This is a genomic window from Enterobacter sp. BRE11, from assembly GCF_031844285.1.
Taxonomy (GTDB): Bacteria; Pseudomonadota; Gammaproteobacteria; order Enterobacterales; family Enterobacteriaceae; genus Pantoea.
Genome location: NZ_JAUZUX010000017.1, coordinates 20,208 through 34,910 on the forward strand (window position 1 = coordinate 20,208; position 14,703 = coordinate 34,910).

Annotated in this window: 14 protein-coding genes and 2 pseudogenes; 10 read left to right on the plus strand and 6 right to left on the minus strand. The window is 50.9% G+C overall.

Translation table 11 applies throughout. The features are described 5' to 3' along the window. Nucleotides 1-45 precede the first annotated feature (45 nt). On the minus strand, nt 46-222 hold the full coding sequence (locus Q9R34_RS17340; RefSeq protein WP_158253405.1) for a hypothetical protein: 177 nt from the start codon (nt 220-222) through the stop codon (nt 46-48). A 468-nt stretch (nt 223-690) separates the two neighbouring features. Between Q9R34_RS17340 and Q9R34_RS17345 the strand changes: the two genes are divergently transcribed. Further along, nucleotides 691-1,323: a hypothetical protein gene (locus Q9R34_RS17345; protein WP_485895315.1), complete on the plus strand. Its 633-nt coding sequence runs from the start codon at nt 691-693 to the stop codon at nt 1,321-1,323. An 873-nt stretch (nt 1,324-2,196) separates the two neighbouring features. On the opposite strand, the gene Q9R34_RS17350 is transcribed toward Q9R34_RS17345, so the two are convergent. Continuing rightward, entirely contained in the window at nt 2,197-2,361 is a 165-nt protein-coding gene (locus tag Q9R34_RS17350) for a hypothetical protein (RefSeq protein ID WP_485895317.1), read from the minus strand. Between the two features lie 608 nt (nt 2,362-2,969). Between Q9R34_RS17350 and Q9R34_RS17355 the strand changes: the two genes are divergently transcribed. Beyond that, nucleotides 2,970-3,548, plus strand: a complete 579-nt coding sequence (locus Q9R34_RS17355; protein WP_485895319.1) for a hypothetical protein — start codon at nt 2,970-2,972, stop codon at nt 3,546-3,548. Between the two features lie 302 nt (nt 3,549-3,850). Continuing rightward, nucleotides 3,851-4,609: an alpha/beta fold hydrolase gene (locus Q9R34_RS17360; RefSeq protein WP_485895321.1), complete on the plus strand. Its 759-nt coding sequence runs from the start codon at nt 3,851-3,853 to the stop codon at nt 4,607-4,609. A gap of 171 nt (nt 4,610-4,780) precedes the next feature. Here Q9R34_RS17360 and Q9R34_RS17365 read toward each other — a convergent pair whose 3' ends face one another. Continuing rightward, nucleotides 4,781-4,966 (minus strand): con-10 family general stress protein, encoded by a 186-nt coding sequence (locus Q9R34_RS17365; RefSeq protein WP_072010481.1) that lies wholly within the window; start codon nt 4,964-4,966, stop codon nt 4,781-4,783. Between the two features lie 777 nt (nt 4,967-5,743). Then, nucleotides 5,744-6,643: a LysR substrate-binding domain-containing protein gene (locus Q9R34_RS17370; protein WP_485895323.1), complete on the minus strand. Its 900-nt coding sequence runs from the start codon at nt 6,641-6,643 to the stop codon at nt 5,744-5,746. Nucleotides 6,644-6,806: 163 nt separating this feature from the next. Between Q9R34_RS17370 and Q9R34_RS17375 the strand changes: the two are divergent. Next, nucleotides 6,807-7,316: pseudogene (locus Q9R34_RS17375) on the plus strand (sugar ABC transporter); the annotation flags it as partial. A gap of 24 nt (nt 7,317-7,340) precedes the next feature. Further along, on the plus strand, nt 7,341-8,210 hold the full coding sequence (locus tag Q9R34_RS17380) for an MBL fold metallo-hydrolase (RefSeq protein ID WP_239314996.1): 870 nt from the start codon (nt 7,341-7,343) through the stop codon (nt 8,208-8,210). A 143-nt stretch (nt 8,211-8,353) separates the two neighbouring features. Here the strand turns inward: Q9R34_RS17380 and Q9R34_RS17385 are convergent, their stop codons facing one another. Then, the gene (locus Q9R34_RS17385; RefSeq protein WP_239314990.1) at nt 8,354-9,124 is read right to left on the minus strand and encodes an arylamine N-acetyltransferase family protein; all 771 of its coding nucleotides are present in this window, start codon (nt 9,122-9,124) and stop codon (nt 8,354-8,356) included. Nucleotides 9,125-9,220: 96 nt separating this feature from the next. Between Q9R34_RS17385 and Q9R34_RS17390 the strand changes: the two genes are divergently transcribed. The 4 genes from Q9R34_RS17390 to Q9R34_RS17405 all read left to right on the plus strand — a co-directional run bounded on the left by Q9R34_RS17390 (nt 9,221) and on the right by Q9R34_RS17405 (nt 12,904). After that, the gene (locus tag Q9R34_RS17390; RefSeq protein WP_239314991.1) at nt 9,221-10,660 is read left to right on the plus strand and encodes an aminotransferase-like domain-containing protein; all 1,440 of its coding nucleotides are present in this window, start codon (nt 9,221-9,223) and stop codon (nt 10,658-10,660) included. Between the two features lie 452 nt (nt 10,661-11,112). After that, nucleotides 11,113-11,847 (plus strand): metallophosphoesterase family protein, encoded by a 735-nt coding sequence (locus Q9R34_RS17395; protein WP_239314992.1) that lies wholly within the window; start codon nt 11,113-11,115, stop codon nt 11,845-11,847. A 401-nt stretch (nt 11,848-12,248) separates the two neighbouring features. Continuing rightward, nucleotides 12,249-12,608: a type II toxin-antitoxin system RelE/ParE family toxin gene (locus Q9R34_RS17400; RefSeq protein ID WP_239314993.1), complete on the plus strand. Its 360-nt coding sequence runs from the start codon at nt 12,249-12,251 to the stop codon at nt 12,606-12,608. After that, complete coding sequence (locus Q9R34_RS17405) at nt 12,605-12,904, plus strand: XRE family transcriptional regulator (RefSeq protein WP_071668522.1); 300 nt, start codon at nt 12,605-12,607, stop codon at nt 12,902-12,904. Before Q9R34_RS17400 ends, Q9R34_RS17405 begins: the two co-directional genes overlap by 4 nt. 529 nt (nt 12,905-13,433) lie before the next feature. Here Q9R34_RS17405 and Q9R34_RS17410 read toward each other — a convergent pair. Next, nucleotides 13,434-13,760, minus strand: a complete 327-nt coding sequence (locus Q9R34_RS17410) for a four-helix bundle copper-binding protein (RefSeq protein ID WP_103793601.1) — start codon at nt 13,758-13,760, stop codon at nt 13,434-13,436. A 194-nt stretch (nt 13,761-13,954) separates the two neighbouring features. Between Q9R34_RS17410 and Q9R34_RS17415 the strand changes: the two are divergent. Further along, nucleotides 13,955-14,687 (plus strand): annotated as a pseudogene (locus Q9R34_RS17415) (mechanosensitive ion channel family protein); the annotation flags it as partial. Nucleotides 14,688-14,703 lie beyond the last annotated feature (16 nt).

Genomic DNA, 14,703 nt, shown 5'->3' on the forward strand with positions numbered 1-14,703 from the left:
CTCAACGACAATGATGGTCAGAATAGCAGTAATATTTCGTCACGGCTACGGGTGAGTAGACAGCAAAAGCAGCTCGGTATTGATGGTGGTTAGTGCCCTGCCGTTGGCCTGTAGCATTTCCAGCAGGCCGCGAATATAGTGACTGCGCAGGCTGTCCCTGGCGCAGCTGTGCTGAGAGGTAAAGCCGGGCATGCCCGCAATGATGTTCAGAAATGACTTCATCGTCTGCAAGCTGGCGCAGACGACAGACCAATCAGGTAGGACTGTGCCGGGTTCAGTGAGGAGCTGCTGTTAATAGCAACCAGAGCGAACACGTCTAGAGTTTCTGTAGAGTAAAGCGACAATTTGCACGGAATGACGCTGCTGTTGACAGAGTCAGTCATGTTGGCCCTGAGTCTGATGGGGTGAGCCGCCTGGCTACAGGCTGAAATCTGACCGGACTATCTCCTGCCTGATTGGTTCTGGTAAAACTACTTATTCAAACAAACATTTTAATAAGTAGCCAGTTTCTGCACTCTCTTCTTGAATGTCGGGCGGAAAGAGTTTAGGTGGGATGGGTTGTGTAAGCCTGAAACAATTTATCGAGCAGGTTGCGCTGGTTCTCACCGAACAGGTTTCATTTCATGGCCCGATCGAACCACATCAATCACTAGGGTAAAGACGCTTTAGAGGGTAAAAGGAATGAACCTAATGAATGACATCCTAAAAGCTGTAATACCAACACTAATTTTGCTGGCTTTGAATAAAATCTTTTCTGGGATGAAAGTTTTTTCATCTGAACAGACGTTCTCTAAACTAAGCTTCAAGAAAAGGCGTGATTTCATACAGTTAATTCGCGTAAGAAACGCTTCCATTAATTATGATGATAAGATTGAGATAAGAAACGAGCTTGAAAGCTATAATGTTCGTTACAGCTATTCATTTATGCAGAAACTGTTCAACTATATCGAAGACAAAAATATTTCTCTTGCAAACTCAGACCTTAGTTCCTTTTTACAAATGGCAGGATTGTTTAAATGTGAAGATGATGGCACTGTAAAACGACATCGCTTTGCGGTTATATCTGTAATCTTATTAAGCTTCTTAACTACATTAGCCTTGGTTTTTGTGGTTTGGTCGATAAATAATTACGTCAACATAATTCTCCAGCACCTAAAATCAGGGCCCTTGTTCTTTTTAATATACATGGGTTTTACTTGTGTTGTTTTGTTGATTTTTGCGATTATTCTTTTATGTTTATTAAAGTCAACGGTGCTTCATTCAATTCCAGCCTTCCGCTTCCAGAAAAAGTATCAAAAATATTTAGATGGAAAAATGTTATAAATGAAAAAACAAGAATAAAGATGCGTGAATCATTAGCAAAGAATGTTGTGGCTGCTTTCAATGTCCGCACGCCCATCTGAATTTAGCCACTACACTTGAAATACACGCAACGTAGTTTCTGTTAAATAAGCGCAAGGCTGACACCCTGCAATCAACTGTATTCTCACCCGCCCGTACCGCTCTGATATCTGACTGTATCTTTCACCAACCCTTTGGCCGGTTGCGAAAGTTCTTCAGTCTAGGAAGCTACCATACAGAGCGCATATTCTTTGCAGGAGATTATGTGTCGGCTTCTCCTCTGCAGCTAAAAGCCTGGCGGCCTTGCGGGCCGGGGAAAGCCGGTGCTGACGCACCGGTCGACCGCTTCGCCTTCGCTTTCTCTCTCATGGACGCTGTCTCCCTGCCTTCTTTCTGCTTCCTGTTGGGCTGCAGCTGCTTCTTGATTTCCCTTTCTTTAAAGGTTGAAAGGTTGAAAGCATGAACAGCACGATGGCCCCCTCCGGCTTCCCGCCGCTGCCCGTTCGTCAGCTCTGGTGCACTAACCGGCAGAGCCGGTTAGCGTGGCGTTCGGAGCCTGCCAGCTGAGGTCTGATGACAACGGCAAGGTCACCCCCTGCAGCGGGCTGGTCACGAAAAGTTGTGGCCACCGGGGACCGGAGCGGCGATAAGCCGCGCCGTTTAACTGGCACAACAGCCTTTTTATTTAATCTTCGAATAGAAATATGTAAAACGGCTGTCGGCAGCTTCCATACTGCCTGATGATTTTGTGTTTATGTTTCCCGTCTGTTGCTGCGGATTTATTTCAACGCAAGGAATTACCCTGGCCTCACAGAGGCATTACAGACGTCAGTAAAAAACCGCCCGGAGGCGGTCTTAGATATCTTTCGCTGGATTCGGGAAATCGACATCTTCATGGAAAGGATTTTTGTCCTCTGTTTCGTCTTGTTCTTCTTCCTCATCGTCTTCATCACGATAAGCCGGGCTTTCAGCATCATCAGGCACCGGTTCTACATAATCAGGATCGGGACGTTTAGACATAGTGACCTCAGGTTTTCTGCCGGGGGGGCTTTAACTGTATATGCACAAACTAAAGAAATGGCGGCTGTTTAACCGGTATGTGAGCTAAGCGTAAATAAATTTATTTTTTAGCCGCCTGTGCTTGTGGCAAAGAAAATGAGTACCAAAATGTGAAGACAGTACAAAAACAAAATAGACTCTACCACCAAATTTCGGCCCTGGGAGGGCCGTTTTTTTCAGGGGTATGATAAAAATTTATCGTCCTGCCTTCAGCAACAAATGACTGATTAAGCAGTCAAAAGATTCCTGGCTTTGCATGCATCCTTGCCGTCTTTCCACTTTCTCTCTTAGCTGAGTTACGGCTACCTGCCGGGGTTTGTCCCCATCAACACCCTGATGGCAAATGGTCAGGGAAATCCCTGCTAACGCTTAAAGTCCGCTATGAGCGATTAGCGGACATTATGTTCCAACCACATGCAGAAGATACGTGCAGGGCTTTTTTCTCTATAGCTGGCATCAGGCATTACTGGCGTAAACGCTTCTAAAAATCACAAGATCTTCTGCAGGTTCTTGTTTGTGAAAAGGCATCTGTTACTCTGACTAAGCTGAAATAATAACAAGGAGGTCACATGCTGAACCCCGGATTCGTTACAAGCAGAGCACTTACTCAATGGCAGAATATCCCTATTTTTTTGCCACAGTTTCAGTTTTATGAAAAACATCAGGCCGTCATCAAAACGTATTCGCCTGAAAAAATTCTGCCATTAGTGGCAGGATTCGATATTCAGCAGGACGCCGTCATCCGACTATTAATGTCTGTGCGACAAATTCCGCAAAAATTTCGGCGTAATAGACCATCCCAGTCGGTTAAAAACTTTGGCCTGAACAGTTTTACTCTCCTGGAAAAGTCAGCATCCGAGCTCTGCTATGGCTTGCGCGGACAATTCTGGCGTCCAGATTTCGGCCTGGAAAACGTGCCGGATACTGACGCTTATCTGGCGCCTGTCACTCCAGGCAGCGCAAAGCTTTTACTGCGCTATCGGCTAACGGAAATCAAAGAAGGGCAACATGAGTTGCGAACTGAAACGTTCATTTACTGTCCGGATCGAGCTACACAGCTGAAAATGACCGCTTACTGGCTGGCAATACGGGCGGGCAGTGGATGGATACGAAAAAGGACGCTTATGGCTGTTCAGTCCAGCGTTTGATAACAGAGACAGGCGCAAAACATCTTCCGCTATGAGCGAAAAGCGGACCTTACTATCAAAGACTGGCCATTACGCCAATGCATTCGCGACTCGCGGCCGAGCGCGGTGCTTGTTACTCTCATACCGCTTAGCGTAAACAAGGAAGTATGAAGCATACCGTAAATATCTGTACCACATTCGTATCAACGCTTTTACTGACGTCACTCTGCGTTTCGGCGTCCACAGCTCAGTCACCGGCTATAGTTTCAGAACAACCAGACTCGCAGCGTATCTCTGTACAGACGCAAGGCTCAGGATCGGATGTGATATTGATTCCAGGACTGGCCTCGTCACGCGACGTCTGGGCCGGTTTAGCAGCAGATTTACGTAAGCGCCACCGCATTCATCTGGTAGAACTGGCGGGCTTTGCCAGCACGCCAGCCATTTCTAACCCAGATGGAAAGGTTATTGCTCCGGCAGTTGACGCCATCGCAGAATACATCCGCACCCAGCAAATCAACGCACCGGCGATTATTGGCCACTCTCTCGGCGGGGAAATTGCCCTGATGCTGGGTGCCCGCCATCCCGACCAGGTTGGTCGCCTGATGATTGTCGATGCCTTGCCGTTCTATACGTTAATGATTGACCCTGCGGCGACCAGTGAAAAGGCTGTGAGTCAGGCCACCGCTACGCGAGACTGGCTACTCGCGCAGTCGCCAGAGCAAAGGATGGCGTCTCAGAAGGTATCCGTAGCTCGCTTAGCAAAAACCGAGACGGTGAGGCCTGTTCTGGTCGCTGCGGGGATCAATTCCGATCGCAAAACCGTTGCCGATGCGGTGTATGAATTGATGATTACCGACTTGCGTCCGGAGCTTTTTCGCATTAAAGCGCCGATTGAGCTCGTCTACGCCTGGGATACCCTGTTCGGGGTGTCTGCCGCCGGCGTGGATGCAATGTACCGTCAAGCTTATGTCTCTGCACCGGATATTCATTTCACGCGTATTGATAACAGTTTTCACTTTATCATGCTCGATCAGCCAGAACGGTTCTCCAGCGCGGTTGAGGCATTTTTGAATAAGTAACGCTTCGGGGAAATATTTTCATTAAGCCAGGGGATGTGTAGGGTTGTCGCCTGTGAGCGAAAAGCGAACGTCAAAATGACAGTGACAGGGAAGCTCTGCCACATTAAACATAACAACCCTTTTACGCAGGGCATGAAAAGACCCGCCAGGGCGGGTCTTCAGCAACTCATTTCAGGAAACCTTGCGCTCAGGAGCACCTCTCCGGCTGATCTGCCCTCCCTTTCTGCCCGCTTCACGGGCTCGCTCTGGGTTATTCTTGAAGTTCCCGCCGCTTATGCGGCCACCTTTTTGGCCGGCTTCTGCAGCCCGCTCTGGATTTTCCGCAAAATTGCCGGCACCGCCTCTACGTCCCGCCATAACGCCTCCGGTTTGAGTTAAGTAAAGCCAGATAAAGCATAGCCTTAACCTTTTCCCTCTGCGCCTGATCAGGCGTGCGCAGCGTTCAGACTGCCGCACCGATCGTTTTTTGACGTTTTTAAGGCAAAAAAAACCCGCTCAGGGCGGGGAAAATTCGTTACAGAGGAATATCTCTGTCTCTAATAGGGCAACGTAAAACTATTTAAGTTCCTTCCCTGCCAGAGCGGCAGTTTTCACGTATTCTGTAGGCTTCGCCTGCCGTACGGGCAGAGCTTTCACAGCAAGCAGTTCACGCATGTACAGAAACGAAGAAAAAAGGCTGTCTGACACAGTAATGGGTGAGGCCGTGATTGCGCTACTCGATGAGCGCGCACCTGTACTAACGCCCGGTTGCTCCTGAAGCTGCGCTTTTTCTGCTCGCTGCAGACGAAACGTGGCGAGAGACTGTAATACGCGACGCCATCAGAAGCGTTCAGGCGGCAGTCCTGGAAGGCAACAGAACAGGCGTCAATTCTGCACCGAACGCGGCAACCCCGGGTGAACCGGCCAAGCACCCGGATTTAAGATAAGAGTTCTTGGGCGCATCCCCTAAGAGGCCCTCAGCGCGCTTCTGATGCGAGCGGGCCGTTTTCGGCACCTTTCCCTGTCCATATTGTGAAAAAACGCGCCTGATGATTTCGGCGCGTCTTCATGGCCACGCAGTAAAATCTGTTCTCCAGGGATTAGTGCATGCAGATGTGGGAAAAGTCCGCTTCTGGCACAAAGCGGACGTTACTCTCATGTAGTGAGATTCCTGCTGGTGGCTTCAGCCAGCATCCAGCTTTCAAAAGCCTGCAGGGCCGCTTCATTCAGTCCTGTTTCCACCGGTTTAACCAGACAGAAACGTTTGCTCAGGCTGTTCGATTCGGGCCATGGTGCTACAAGTACTCTGCTGTGGAGTTCATTTTCAACATACATGTGCGGTACTAATGCTACGCCTTGCCCTGCCAGCGCTGCGGCTATTGCCATTTCATGAAGGTCATATCGGGAACCCTGCGCCGGATTATCCAGCTTTATATCGTGTTCATTAGCATAGTGATGCCAGGCATCCGGATTTTGCCGACGGTGGATTCGCGGCAGTTCGTTCAGCTGAACGTTAATATCTTTACCCGTCAGCAGCCCGGGATGGCATACCGGCACCAGCTTTCCCTGTAACAGGAAGCGTGTCCGCATACCGGTCCATGAAGAATGCTCAAAATGAACGACGGCGTCGAAGCCGCTTTCGGTAAGAATGAAAGGGTCTGTTTTGGCTGCGATATTCAACGTTATTCCCGGATGCATTGCCTTAAAGCGACTCAGACGGGGAATGAGCCAGCGTGTGGAAAATGTAGGTAATACGGCAATGTCCAGACTGGTACTGCCCGCAGGCATTCCCATTATGTACTGAGTGTCTCGTTCAATCCTTTCCAGCGTTTCGCGGACATGGTGTGCATAACGCGCTCCGGCAGGGTTGAGCTTTACACGACTTCCCGTTCTGTCGAACAGCCTGCAGTTCAGCTGCGATTCAAGACGTGCGATCTGGCGACTGATGGCCCCTTCCGTTAGCGACAGTTCTTCCGCCGCACGCGCAAAATTGTTATGCCGGGCCGCAGCTTCGAATGCCTGTAGAGAAGTGCTACTCGGGATTTTTCTGCGCATAAATTTATTCCCTCCCCTTTTAGCTAAAATTCATTCAGTGACTGAATGTAAACGCATGGTGAGAAAGTATCGATATAAAGAGTAATAAAACGCCTTTAGCATGATGAAAATTCATTAAGCAGGTCATGCAAGTCCTGCTGTTTGTTGATGCCGAGGATAGCCCGTGTTGTATACCGTAGAATGCTCATATGCCGACCCCGCCAGCGAGAAGGACTGGAATACGTTTTACAGTCTGGAAAAATTGCCAGCGCTCATCTCTGTAACCGGATTCATCACTTCTCAGCGCTTTCGCGCACTCGGTACTGGCTGTCCTGCTTACCTCGCCATTCATACCATTGCAGATGCCCGGGTACTTAATGGCGAAGAATACCGTCTGAAAGGCGGCGGTAATTTTTCTCACTGGCAGGCCTCTGTCACTGACTGGCAGCGCAGCCTGTATGAATGTGAAGGACTGGCTCCGGCAGTATCAGACGGGCAGGTTTTGCTGCTGAGCACGCAGCCAATTGACTTCATCAGGAAGGAAACAGGATGCCCGGCAACGGTGATGAATGCGACAGGACAGGCCGACGTTCAGCAACGGCGCTTTGCCTGTGTGCTTGATCGCGACGCTGCGGTACGACTGTCTCAGTCTGTTCCTGATGCTCGCCTTTATGAACCTGTCACGCCGCAGCTTCATAAGGCCGTTGCGGAGGGCGAGATGAGGAAGCAGCTGACGCTGAAGTCGCGTCAGATCGGTGATTTTCTGGTGACTGCTCTCAGTGATGGAGTGATGTCAGCCAGCCTGGCGCTGTTGTCAGACATCAAAACGGCGGATGCCGAAAATATTCAGCTCAGTACAGGTATCACTGAACCTGGCGATATTCACATTAATTGTTACCTCATTCGCGGCAGGGGAAGAACCATCCTTGTCGATGCCGGTACAGGAGGCAGCAATAATGCGGGTGGCATGCTTAAATCAAGCCTCAGGGCCGCCGGAGTCAGCCCTGACGATATCGATACCGTTTTATTGACGCACGCTCATCCTGATCACATTGGCGGCCTGCTGGATGATAAAGGATTACCTGTCTACAAAAATGCTGAACTTCATCTGCATCCTCTTGAAGCAGGTTACTGGTGGAACGAGGAAGAAAAAGAAAGAGCCAGTGAACGCGTTCAGCGCAATTTTATACTGGCTCGCCGGACGTTAGAGGCTTATGCGCATAATCTGCACTTCCTGAGCCATGAAGAAATTGTGGAAGGCATTTCGCCTGTGTGGCTGCCCGGCCATACGCCCGGGCATACCGGTTTTCGTATTGATTCCGGTGACAGCCGTTTAATAATCTGGGGCGATATCGTTCACTTTCCCCATATTCAATCCGCACATCCGGATGTTTCCATTACCTTTGACACAAATCCTGTGCAAGCCAGGGAAACGCGGAAAGCATTGCTGGGACACGTCTTCAGAGAAAAAACGCTGGTGGCTGGCATGCACTTAGGCCCGGACGGCTTCGCACGTATTGGCAGGAGTGGTAATGGATACCATATCGCCATTGCAGCAAACGAAACTGACGCCGTTGCCTCCCTTTAAACATTTCGAACTTTTGGCGGATTAAGCGAGACTGCGGTCTGTTCTGAGCAGGGAGCCGGCCAGAGGGCTGCGTATCCACGCGGCCCTTTGTGTTTTCAAACTACGGAAGCAGGAAGTGTTATAAAAATAAGATGGCCTCTGGTTTATTCCGGCATTTGCAAAGCAAAGCGGTTTTTCAGCACAGAAAAGATCTCGCTTTGCTTCAGCTGCTGCTTTTCTACTCCATCCGCTGAAACCCATTTCAGCATATCGCCCAGCAAAATCAGGCGTCCTTCAGGCCGGTGCTGTATAACCAGCAGTTTCTGCACAAAGATGGCGTCAGGGTGAGTAGAGTTGAGGTAGTTCGCCGGAACAAAATCTGTCCACTCACAGGGTGAGAGGTCAAAGCTGTACTGGTTGCACCATTCACCCTCTGCCTTCGCCTGCAGCAGATAGTTATCATGCTTGTCACGAGTAAGTCGAAAGGTATCGAAATCTTGTTTGATTTCAGTATCAAGAATGTCCAGGGCCACGGGTGCGCGGATGCCATAACTGCCAAAACCGAGGTCGCAAAGCCACTGTCGACCATCAACTTCAGCAATTAACGCCATATGGGTTTTGGGGCGCCTGGCCGGATAGAACATGGGTCGCGCTGCAACGAAACGATACGGGATGTTTGATGCTTCCAGCGCCATGGCAAACAATCCATTGACTTCATAGCAGTAGCCGCCCCGGCCTTGTTGCAGCAACTTGTCAGCAATATCTTCAGGTAACAGCGAGACGATTTTACCTGCCTGCACATCCAGATTCTCAAAGGGTATCGAGAAGAGCTGATGGCGCATCATAGCATGCAGAGTGGCAGTATCAGCGGTCGCTGCTCCGGTATAGTTAATACGACGGAAATAGGTAGAAAGATCAAAGTTCTTGCTAAGCATAGTCCCTCCTTGTCTGAATCATATTCGACACTATAGATGCGGTGCTTCATCGTCTGTATAGTCAGATTTATCAAAAAACCGACTATACAGATTGCAATGTCTGCTCCGCTCACGTCGCTACCTCATTATCGCCGCATTGCTGAGATGCTACGGCTCACCCTTGCGTCAGGAGTCCTGCGGCCCGGCGACAGGATGATTTCCACACGTAAGCTGGCTGAACGCGAGCAGGTCAGCCTTCCGACAGCACTGGAGGCACTCCGTTGTCTTGAGGCAGAGGGCCTGATTACAGCGCGACCGCGCTCGGGCTACTTTGTGCGTCAGATAAAGGATTCCCGGGACATACAGCTTCTTCATACCTTGCGTGGTCCTGTGCCCGTCACCATGTCAGCCATAGCGCGTTCACTGTTCAGCAACGCAGAGACTCGTCTGGTGCCACTTGGCGCAGCGCTGCCTGATGCAGACTGGCTGCCTGCTGTTACTCTGCAGCGGGCGCTGCAGGCTGCAGGTCGCCGTCTTAAAGCAGGCGGGCAGAGCTACAGCCTGCCGCCCGGGAGAGCAGAACTACGCAGTAAGATTGCTACACGCGCAGCGCTGTGGGGCGCCCGTTTTAATGCAGATGATCTCATCATTACTGCAGGCGCAACCCAGGCTCTGCGCCTGGCTCTGCGGGCAGTATGCCAGCCAGGTGATGCGGTGGCGATTGAGCAGCCTGCTTACTTTGGAACGCTTCTGCTTCTGGAGGATTTAGGTCTGAAAGCATTGCAAATTCCTACCGATCCTGTTGAGGGCTTAATGCTGGCACCGCTTGCCGAAGCTGTCTGCATTCACCGGCCTGCTGCTGTGCTGGCTTCACCTACGGTGCAGAACCCGCTTGGGGCCAGCATGTCTGTCACACGCAAGCGCAAGCTTGTTGCTTTGCTTGAACAAGCGGGCATACCTCTCATCGAAGACGATGTGTATGGTGACCTGGCTGGTGAGGAGCAACGTCCTCCGGCATGTAAGGCATTCGACCAGAGCGGGAATGTTATTTACTGCAGTTCCCTGTCCAAAACGCTGGCTCCGGGCTGGCGAATCGGATGGGTTGCGGCTGGCCGCTATCATAATCAGGTTTTGCAGGCTCGCATGGCTGGCGACTGGGCGGGCGCGCCGCAGCTTGAAGCAGCAGCGGGTGAGATTCTGGCAAGTGGTCACTACGAGCGTCACCTGCGACATCTGAAGTTACGGATTGAAAAGGGGATGCGGGCTGTCCTGGAACAGGTCAGGTCGAGTTTCCCGCCGGGAACGCATGCTGCCATGCCAGCAGCGGGTTTTCTGCTATGGGTAGAACTCCCGCACCCGATAGATACCCTGGAGGTGCATCGCCGCGCGCTGGCGCTGGGCATTGGCGTAAGTCCAGGCGCTTTGTTTTCTCCTGGTGGGAGCGACTTACATAATTTTCTTCGACTGAATTGCGCAAATGAACCCACACCTGAACTTCTGAAGGCTGTGCAGCAGATCGGCGCGCTTTGCATCGAACTGGCCAGTAAGTCCCGGTGAATCATACCGGGCAGAGATAAGGGTTACCCTCATGCCTGTTCCCCGTAATGAATATAATGCGGGGATCTCTTGTCAGCTTACAGAATGCCCGAATGATAAGTCGGGTGAGTAAAGACAAAACAGGGGGAAGCAGCATGAAACATTATGGATTTTTCAACGTCTGTTTCTGGCTCAGAGCTGCTGTGCCAGCCCTGACAAGGTAGACCTGGGCTTACACCGCCTTTGTTAGCCGACATGAGAAGTGCAAGCGTGATAAGCGCTTCATATACTGGGAAATAATCTGCAAAGCCGTCATACAACCTTTCAGCTGACTGCCCATACTTCTGAACTGTGCATCAGGACAGACGCCGCGTTATTCTTCGGACAGGTTAATCGCAGACAGTGTCTTTATCCATTTTGCAGGCCGCTCAGGTGAGGGAATCTGTGAGATTAAACATAACCGGGAAAACAGTATGAAACTGGCAGTGATATCAGATATTCACGGGAATCTTCCGGCGCTGGATGCTGTGCTGGCGGACATTCAGTCTCAGGGAGTCGATCAGATTGTGAACCTGGGCGATATTGTTTCGGGAGGGCTGTTCCCTGCGGAAACCGCTGACAGGCTGATGCCTCTTGACATTCCAACTGTAAGAGGTAATCACGAACGACAACTCCTCGAACTGGATTTTTCAGATATGAGCTTGTCTGACAGGCATGCGTTCAAAAGCCTTCAGGCTGCGCACTGGAGATGGCTTAAAAACCTGCCGGCAGAGTTAACTTTTAGTGAGGACATACTGATGGTGCACGGCGTCCCGGGTGACGACCTTGTTTATCTTCTCGAAGAAGTCACTGCTTCAGGTGTGCGGCCGTCGTCTGAAGCGCGCGTTTTAGCGCTTATTGCAAGCAGAAGCGAATCGCTCATCCTGTGCGGCCATACGCACATCCCCCGAAAAATGCGGCTGGCTGACGGCCGACTGATTGTCAACCCTGGCAGCGTAGGGTTACAGGCCTATGATGATGACACACCCTGTGCGCATGTCATGGAAAGTGGTTCTCCCCATGCCCGCTATGCAATAGTGGAGCAACATAACGGGTTATGGAATGCAGAACTCAGAGCGGTTGAGTATGACTGGGAATCAGCCGCTTTAGTTGCGAGCGCGAATAACCGTCCCGACTGGTTAAATGCGCTCAGAACAGGACGTATGTAAGCTTTGTCCTGCTTTATCCCCTGTCATTCAATGAACCGTTATGGACTTTGCAACGTCCGCTTCTGGTACAAAGCGGACATTAGCATCAAAATTCTAAGGCTCCCAATTTTCCAGTTTTGCCGGCTCCGATGGCGCACTTTAGATCAACCCTTGCAGCGGGCCAGCAGCAGCGCGTTCAGACCATAGAAAGATTCAGCCGCTGAGGGCTGGGCCGGTAATGACGCCGCAGGTTTTACACAAAAGGCCCGAGTAGCGAGGCGGCTCCGGTCTGTCCAGAATTTGTAACAGAACCCGCCAGCAGCAAAGCCCACCATCACATGCTCAAACTGATACAGAACAGCGTTGAAAATATAGACTCTAATATATATTCTATATAGATTGTAATTTATAAAGGTGGGCCTGTGTGGATTGTTGAAACCACGGATTTGTTCGCTGAATGGCTGAAAGAGCAGGACAGAGCAATGCAGCTGGACTTTATTGCCGCACTGAACCTTCTGAAGCAGGAAGGTCCACACCTCGGGCGGCCGCATGTCGATACGCTGTACGGCTCGAAAATCCCCAATATGAAAGAGCTCAGAGTACAGAGCAACGGCCGACCTGTAAGAGGATTTTTTGTGTTCGATCCTCTTCGCAAAGCCATCATCCTTTGCGCGGGTAACAAAGAAGGCGCTGATGAAAAGCGTTTTTACAAGACCATGATTAAAACGGCTGAACGCGAGTATCACCGACACCTGGACCAACTGAAACGGAGTGGAAAATGAAAACGCTGGATGATCTGATGGCTGATTTGACACCCGAGGAACTGACTCAGGTGAATGATAAAGTTGCAGAAATGCGGCTTGATTCTCAGCTGTATAAACTTCGCGAGGCGCTGGCTAAAACGCAGAAGCAGCAGGCAGAAGCTATGGGGATCGCGCAACCTTCTGTGGCGGCTATCGAAGGGCGAGGCGAGGATCTGAAAATCGCGACGCTCAAACGATATGTTGAAGCGCTCGGCGGCCAGCTAACTATCGGTGTTAATATGCCCGGCGGCGAGCACGTCGATTTCACACTTTAACTGCACCCGTAAGTCTGGTCGTTTACGGTGTTCCCTGGAAAGGTGGGACTGACGTACCGGTTATTTCCCTTCGCCTGCGCTTCCTCTCTCCAACGCGCTGTCTCACGGTCTGCTTTCTTCACTTAATGCTGCTGTGTGACAGCAGCTCCACCGGTTTTCTTCCTCTGATGATTAAAAGCATAACCATCCTGCTGGTGTTCTCCAGCTCCCCGGTAGGGCCAGGTCATCAACCCTGATGCACTACCGGCAGAATCAGTAAGCTCCGCCAGACGTCACAAGCGTCGTCGCCAGAGGGTCCCGGCTGGGTCTGATGGCAAACAGCTCTGCAGCTGGCCTATAGTCCGCTAAGAGCGAAAAGCGGACATTGAGTCATTCAAATAATCTGTGCCAGAATTTGTCATTAAGGCCAGCCCTTTCGAGTAGATCCATTTCCCGCCCGCCCCTTTAAACTCACCTGTCTCACCCACCTACGGCTTATCACTGGGATTAAAAAACCCGCCGAAGCGGGTTTAGTAATTTGAATTTATTCTCAGGCGGCCATCTTTCTGCATTGTTCGGCGCAGTGATGACAAGCTCTGGAGCACTCCTGGCAATGGTCATGTTCATGCTTTCCACACTCATCGCCGCACTTCTGACAAACGTCAGCGCAAAGACGGCAGAGCGCTTGGGCTGAATCGCTATTTAGTGTCATGAATTGAGCTGCAAGACGGCAGATATTTGCACATTGCATATCCAGTTTTATGCACTCGCGCATCATCTCAAGATTCTCTTCTTCGAGACACGAAGCCGCACAGTTATCACATGCAGTTGCGCATAGGTAACAGGATTCGATGCATTTTTTATATTCGTCTAACATAATATCTCCTCAGCTAAGGTTACATATTAAACATGGATGAGATAACTGATTATGCAATTTTGGAATTAGGTAATAACCTTTTCAATGTTTCACGCTTTTAATTTTAAATGCAAATTTAGGATTACTTAAGCACCAATGTCCGCTTCTGGCACTGAGCGGACAGACACAAGCGCCAGGAGCGAACGGTAAGATAGGTCGGCGTTATCCGTAAACTCATCAGCGTCGTCATATGGTTATTCGCCTTGTCGGCGGCTTATCCGTTTTTGCCCGGCGCTGACTCGCTCGCCTTCAAAGGAATAAGCGTTTTCTTCGGACTGATGCTGACGCCCGGAGCGGCAGGCGTGATGAACCATGCCATGAGCGGCCTGGTGCTGACCTATTCCCGCGCGCTGCGCAAAGGCGAAGTGATCAGGATTGCCGATCATGAGGGCGTCGTCAGCGAGGTTGGCATGCTGGCAACGAAAATTCTGACCCGCGAGAACTACGAGGTTACGGTTCTGGCGGCAGGTTGAAGCGATGCTGGAGCTGGCCGCCAGTCGCACTCCGGGGATTAACCACAGCATTGCTCCGCTGGTACGTCAGCTGGCGCTGCAGGACTGGTATGTGGCATACGAACTGCAGGTCCGGCTTCAGGCAGGTGAATCACTGGCCGGGGTAAGGAGTATTCTTCATGGCTATATACAGGATGTGTTCAGTGAATTCGGCGTGCAGATCATGTCGCCTAACTTCGTCAGCCAGCCTGATCAGCCGGTGATTGTGACCAGGCCGGACTGGTTTACGCCTCCAGCGAAACCGGATACCGCCTCGCAATTTGCCAGCATTCAGACGCGATTATGTTTTTACCCGATTGCCCTCCCTATGCCGCGCAGCGGCATGAAGGCGCCAGCCAGTCCTACATATCACCCGGTAGCTGAACGGCGCCGGTAGCGCGGCGCAGCCGCCC

What these genes read in the sequence shown, in the direction of transcription:
- Q9R34_RS17340 (WP_158253405.1), bottom strand. Translation starts at nt 222, where the DNA reads ATGAAGTCATTTCTGAACATCATTGCGGGCATGCCCGGCTTTACCTCT.
- Q9R34_RS17345 (WP_485895315.1), top strand. Translation starts at nt 691, where the DNA reads ATGAATGACATCCTAAAAGCTGTAATACCAACACTAATTTTGCTGGCT.
- Q9R34_RS17350 (WP_485895317.1), bottom strand. Translation starts at nt 2,361, where the DNA reads ATGTCTAAACGTCCCGATCCTGATTATGTAGAACCGGTGCCTGATGAT.
- Q9R34_RS17355 (WP_485895319.1), top strand. Translation starts at nt 2,970, where the DNA reads ATGCTGAACCCCGGATTCGTTACAAGCAGAGCACTTACTCAATGGCAG.
- Q9R34_RS17365 (WP_072010481.1), bottom strand. Translation starts at nt 4,966, where the DNA reads ATGGCGGGACGTAGAGGCGGTGCCGGCAATTTTGCGGAAAATCCAGAG.
- Q9R34_RS17370 (WP_485895323.1), bottom strand. Translation starts at nt 6,643, where the DNA reads ATGCGCAGAAAAATCCCGAGTAGCACTTCTCTACAGGCATTCGAAGCT.
- Q9R34_RS17380 (WP_239314996.1), top strand. Translation starts at nt 7,341, where the DNA reads ATGAGGAAGCAGCTGACGCTGAAGTCGCGTCAGATCGGTGATTTTCTG.
- Q9R34_RS17385 (WP_239314990.1), bottom strand. Translation starts at nt 9,124, where the DNA reads ATGCTTAGCAAGAACTTTGATCTTTCTACCTATTTCCGTCGTATTAAC.
- Q9R34_RS17390 (WP_239314991.1), top strand. Translation starts at nt 9,221, where the DNA reads ATGTCTGCTCCGCTCACGTCGCTACCTCATTATCGCCGCATTGCTGAG.
- Q9R34_RS17395 (WP_239314992.1), top strand. Translation starts at nt 11,113, where the DNA reads ATGAAACTGGCAGTGATATCAGATATTCACGGGAATCTTCCGGCGCTG.
- Q9R34_RS17405 (WP_071668522.1), top strand. Translation starts at nt 12,605, where the DNA reads ATGAAAACGCTGGATGATCTGATGGCTGATTTGACACCCGAGGAACTG.
- Q9R34_RS17410 (WP_103793601.1), bottom strand. Translation starts at nt 13,760, where the DNA reads ATGTTAGACGAATATAAAAAATGCATCGAATCCTGTTACCTATGCGCA.